This is a genomic window from Methylobacterium sp. CCH5-D2 (assembly GCF_001556475.1).
GTDB lineage: Bacteria > Pseudomonadota > Alphaproteobacteria > Rhizobiales > Beijerinckiaceae > Methylobacterium > Methylobacterium hispanicum.
This window is the reverse complement of record NZ_LSIX01001101.1, coordinates 1-4,522: the sequence shown is the minus strand read 5'-3', so window position 1 is coordinate 4,522 and position 4,522 is coordinate 1. Positions and strand designations below refer to the sequence as shown.

The 4,522-nt window shown below is 74.7% G+C and carries 5 protein-coding genes and 1 pseudogene; 5 read left to right on the top strand and 1 reads right to left on the bottom strand.

Annotated elements, in window-relative coordinates; genetic code table 11:
• From AX737_RS29665 to AX737_RS29650, 4 genes and pseudogenes are all read left to right on the top strand, one after another.
• Positions 1–528, top strand: a pseudogene (locus AX737_RS29665) (DNA polymerase III subunit gamma/tau); the annotation flags it as partial.
• A gap of 58 nt (positions 529–586) precedes the next feature.
• The gene (locus tag AX737_RS29660; protein WP_066927604.1) at positions 587–910 is read left to right on the top strand and encodes a YbaB/EbfC family nucleoid-associated protein; all 324 of its coding nucleotides are present in this window, start codon (positions 587–589) and stop codon (positions 908–910) included.
• A 94-nt stretch (positions 911–1,004) separates the two neighbouring features.
• Positions 1,005–1,901: a prolipoprotein diacylglyceryl transferase gene (gene lgt / locus AX737_RS29655; RefSeq protein ID WP_066927602.1), complete on the top strand. Its 897-nt coding sequence runs from the start codon at positions 1,005–1,007 to the stop codon at positions 1,899–1,901.
• Complete coding sequence (locus tag AX737_RS29650; RefSeq protein WP_066927600.1) at positions 1,898–2,995, top strand: SAM-dependent methyltransferase; 1,098 nt, start codon at positions 1,898–1,900, stop codon at positions 2,993–2,995. Before lgt ends, AX737_RS29650 begins: the two co-directional genes overlap by 4 nt.
• On the opposite strand, the gene AX737_RS29645 is transcribed toward AX737_RS29650, so the two are convergent.
• On the bottom strand, positions 2,992–3,192 hold the full coding sequence (locus AX737_RS29645; protein WP_066927598.1) for a hypothetical protein: 201 nt from the start codon (positions 3,190–3,192) through the stop codon (positions 2,992–2,994). The genes AX737_RS29650 and AX737_RS29645 overlap by 4 nt on opposite strands.
• Positions 3,193–3,356: 164 nt before the next feature.
• On the opposite strand from AX737_RS29645, the gene pgeF reads away from it, so the two are divergent.
• Complete coding sequence (gene pgeF, locus AX737_RS29640; protein WP_066927596.1) at positions 3,357–4,121, top strand: peptidoglycan editing factor PgeF; 765 nt, start codon at positions 3,357–3,359, stop codon at positions 4,119–4,121.
• Positions 4,122–4,522: the final 401 nt, after the last annotated feature.

Genomic DNA, 4,522 nt, shown 5'->3' with positions numbered 1-4,522 from the left:
CGCCAGCCGCTGGTACCGGCGCCGGAGCCGGCCCCGCCGCCCGTCGCGGCCGCGCCGCCCGTCCGCGCCGTCGAGGCGGCCGGCCCGCGGCTCGCCCGCTTCGAGGACGTGGTCGCGCTCGCCGGCGAGCGCCGCGACATCCTGCTGAAGGCGGCGCTGGAGCGCGACGTCCACCTCGTGCGCTTCGAGGCCGGCCGCATCGAGTTCCGCCTCGCCGAGGGCGGGCGCAAGACCCTCGCCACCGACCTCGCCCGCGCGATCGAGGCCTGGACCGGCCAGCGCTGGGTGGTCACGCTCGCCCGCGAGGAGGGCGCCTCCACCCTCGACCAGCAGAGCCGGGCCGCCGACGCCAGCCGCCGCGAGAGCGCCGCCGCGCACCCGCTCGTGCGCGAGGTGATGGCCCGTTTCCCCGGCGCCCAGATCGTCGACGTACGCGACCTCGCCCCCGAGGGGCCGGCGACCGCCGAGGCCGAGATCCTGGGCGAGGCCGACGCCGCCGAGGCGGAGGGCGCCGACGACGAGGCGTAGCGCCGCGCGGGGCGGCGCCTTACATCCGAGCCATCATCAGCGAGACGGGACGAGCCGCATGCGCGACCTCATGGGCATCATGAAGCAGGCCCAGGCCATGCAGGAGAAGATGGCCAACCTGCAGACCGAACTCGACGGCGTCGAGGTCACGGGCGCCGCCGGGGGCGACGCCGTGCGGGTCACGATGACCGCCAAGGGCTTGGCCAAGGCGGTGCAGATCGACGCCGGCCTGATGGTCGCCGACGAGCGCGAGATCCTGGAGGACCTCGTGGTCGCCGCGATCAACGACGCCCGCGGCAAGGCCGAGCAGGTGGCGCAGGAGCGCATGGCCGAGCTGACCAAGGGCCTGCCCCTGCCGCCCGGCATGAAGCTGCCGTTCTAGGAGGCGGCGCGGCCACCCCACGGGGCCGTGGGTTGACGCTGCGCCGCCCGCGGGTCCACAGCCCGCGCTCCCGACACAGCCGGAAAGCGCGCCGATGCCGCCGCTCCTCGCCCTGCCCTTCCCGGCGATCGACCCGGTCGCCCTCGCCATCGGGCCGATCACCATCAAGTGGTACGCGCTGGCCTACATCGCCGGGCTGATTGGCGGCTGGTACTACGCCCGCCGCCTCGTGATGGCCGATTCCCTCTGGGGCGTGGTGCGGCGCCCGAGCGTCGCCGACATCGACGACCTCGTGGTCTGGGTGGCGCTCGGCGTCGTGCTGGGCGGGCGCATCGGCTACGTGCTGTTCTACAACCTGCCGCTCTACCTCTCCGACCCTGTCGAGATCTTCGCGATCCGCAACGGCGGCATGTCGTTCCACGGCGGCTTCCTGGGCGCCATCCTGGCCTTCCTGCTCTTCGCCCGGGTGCGCAGGCTCAACGGCTACAACCTCCTCGACATCGGCGCCGTGGTGGTGCCGATCGGGCTGTTCTTCGGCCGCATCGCCAACTTCGTGAACGGCGAGCTCTGGGGCCGGGTCGCGCCGGACTTCCCCTACGCCGTCGTCTTCCCGAGCGGCGGGCCCCTGCCCCGGCACCCGAGTCAGCTCTACGAGGCGGCCACCGAGGGCCTGCTGCTCTTCATCGTGATGGCGCTCGCCGTCCGCCGCTTCGGCTTCCGCCGGCCGGGGCTTCTCGGCGGCCTCTTCGTGCTCGGCTACGCGCTCGCCCGCACGGCCTGCGAGTTCTTCCGCGAGCCCGACCGGCAGCTCGGCTTCCTGTTCGGCGACAATCTCGGGCCGCTCGGCGGCGGCATCACCATGGGGATGCTGCTCTGCGTGCCGATGGCGCTGGTCGGCCTCGCCTACATCGTGCTCGCCGCCCGCGGCTGGACCCGGCCGCGCCATCCCGTCGAGGCGCCCGCCGTCGCCGACCGGGCGGTGCAGGCGTGAGCACGCCGCTGGGCGCGGAGATCGCCGGGCTGATCCGCGAGACCGGTCCGATCGGGATCGATCGCTACATGGCGCTCTGCCTCGGCCACCCGGTGCACGGCTATTACCGGACCCGCGACCCGCTGGGCGCGCGGGGCGACTTCACCACCGCGCCCGAGATCAGCCAGATGTTCGGCGAACTCCTCGGCGTCTGGGTGGCGCTGGTCCGGCGGCGGATGGGGGCGCCGGACGACCTCGTCCTGGTCGAGCTCGGCCCCGGCCGCGGCACGCTCATGGCCGACGCGCTCCGGGCGCTGCGGGCGGCCGCTCCGGACGCCCGCCTCGCGGTCCACCTCGTCGAGACGAGCCCGGTGCTGCGGGCGGCCCAGGAAGCGCGGCTCGTCGGCGCCGACGTGACTTGGCACGACGGCATCGACACCCTGCCCCCCGGCCCGGCGATCGTGATCGCCAACGAGTTCCTCGACTGCCTGCCGGCGCGCCAGTTCGCGCGGACCGGGCGCGGCTGGTGCGAGCGGGTCGTCGGCCTCGTCGAGGGGCGGCTCGCCTTCGGCCTCGCGCCCGATCCGGTGCCCGAGATCGCCGCGGAGGCGCCCGAAGGCGCCCTGATGACCCTGCCCTCCGCCGCGCTCGGCCTCGTGCGCGCCCTCGGCCGGCGCTTCCGCGCCGCGGGCGGCGCCCTTCTGGCGATCGATTACGGCCACGTCCGGCCGGGCTTCGGCGACACGTTCCAGGCGCTCGCCGGCCATGCCTTCGCCGACCCGCTGGCGGCGCCGGGCGCGGCCGACCTCACCGTCCACGTCGATTTCGCCGCGCTCGCCCGCGCCGCCGCGGCCGAGGGCGCCGCGGTGCACGGGCCCGTCACACAGCGCGACTTCCTGCTGGCGATGGGTCTCGCGGAGCGCGCCGAGCGGCTGAAGGCCCGGGCCGGCGCCGAGCAGGCTCGGGCGATCGAGGCGGCGGCCGCGCGCCTGACCGATCCGGCCGAGCGCGGCATGGGCGGCCTGTTCAAGGTCCTGGGGGTGGCCGACCCGCGCCTGGGCCCGCTGCCGGCCCTCGCGGCCCCGGAGGCCGGGGCTCCGGCTCCGGCGGCCTAGCCGGCCAGTGAGCCGAAGGCCTCCGCGGTGGCCGGCGCCACCCGCTGGGCTCGCGGTCCGGCCGTGCCCGGGCCGCTCCCGCCCTGCGGCGGCGCGGCGCGGGGCGCCTTGGCCGGCCCGGGCGACGGCACGGCTCTCACCTCGGTGTCCGGCAGCGGCGGCCAGATCGGGCGGTCGGGCTTGATCCTCTGAGACATCGTCCACCTCCTCCGAAGTCGGACCCCGGCGGTCCGGCCGCAGCGAAATGCGGCTCCGGCCTCGCGGTTCCTGCGCGATCAACCGTCGTCTCGGGCTTCCGGTTCGGCTATCGAGGCGGTCTGCCGGCGCCGAGGCGCCTCATACGTTGCCGGGACACTCGCCCATGGTCATCGAAGCGCCGGAACTGAGCGGGCACGCCGCCATCCGCCACGCCTTCTTCACCCGGCAGGGCGGCGTCTCGGAGGGGATCTACGCCTCGCTCAACGGCGGGACCGGATCGAGCGACGTGCCGGAGCGCGTGTCCGAGAACCGGGCCCGGATGTGCGCGCAGCTCGGGCTTCCCGACGACCGCCTCGTCGGCCTCTATCAGGTGCACTCCGCTGCGGTGGTCACCGTCGAGGCGCCCTTCGCCGAGCGCCCGCGCGCCGACGCGATGGTGACGCGGGTGCCGGGCCTCGCGCTCGGCATCGCCACCGCCGATTGCGGCCCGATCCTGTTCGCGGATCCCGAGAACGGCGTGGTGGGCGCGGCGCATGCGGGCTGGAAGGGCGCGCTCACGGGCATCGTCGGCGCCACGGTCGCGGCGATGGAGCGGCTCGGGGCCGAGCGCCGGAGCATCGTCGCGGTGCTGGGGCCGACGATCGAGCAGCCGAGCTACGAGGTGGGGCCCGATTTCGTCGCCCGCTTCACCGCCGAGGCGCCCGGCATGGAGCGCTTCCTCGGGCCGGCCGAGCGGCCCGGACACGCCCGGTTCGACCTGCCGGGCTTTATCCTGGCCCGCCTCGCGGAGGCGGGGATCGGGGAGGCCGCGGCCCTGCGCCTCTGCACCTACGCGGACCCGGACCGCTTCTACAGCTTCCGCCGCACCACCCACCGGGGTGAGCCCGATTACGGGCGGTTGATCTCGGCGATCGCGCTGCTGCCCTGAAGCGCCGCCGCGACCGGCCGAAACCGCGCCCGGACGCCTGCGACACTTTGTCAAACTGGTCGCCGAAAAAAAACGTGTCGGCAACGGAACCTTGACCATTGGCGGCGTGTTTTACGGTCAAGGTATCCTCAGGGAACAACGGCAGCGCGCCACAAGGGGCCGTCACGGACGGTCGGTGCGCGGCACGGCATCAAGCCAACCCGAAGGAGGCCTGAACGATCGAGGCCCAGTGCCGACCTGTCGCGAGCGCGCGGCGGCACGCGTCGAGTGTGAGGACCAGATGATGAAGACCCTGCTCAAGAGCGCCACCGCGCTCGTTGCCGTCACCGCCGCCGGCTCGGCCTTCGCCGCCGACCTTCCGCGTCGCGCCGCTCCGCCGCCGGTCTTCACGCCGGTGCCGG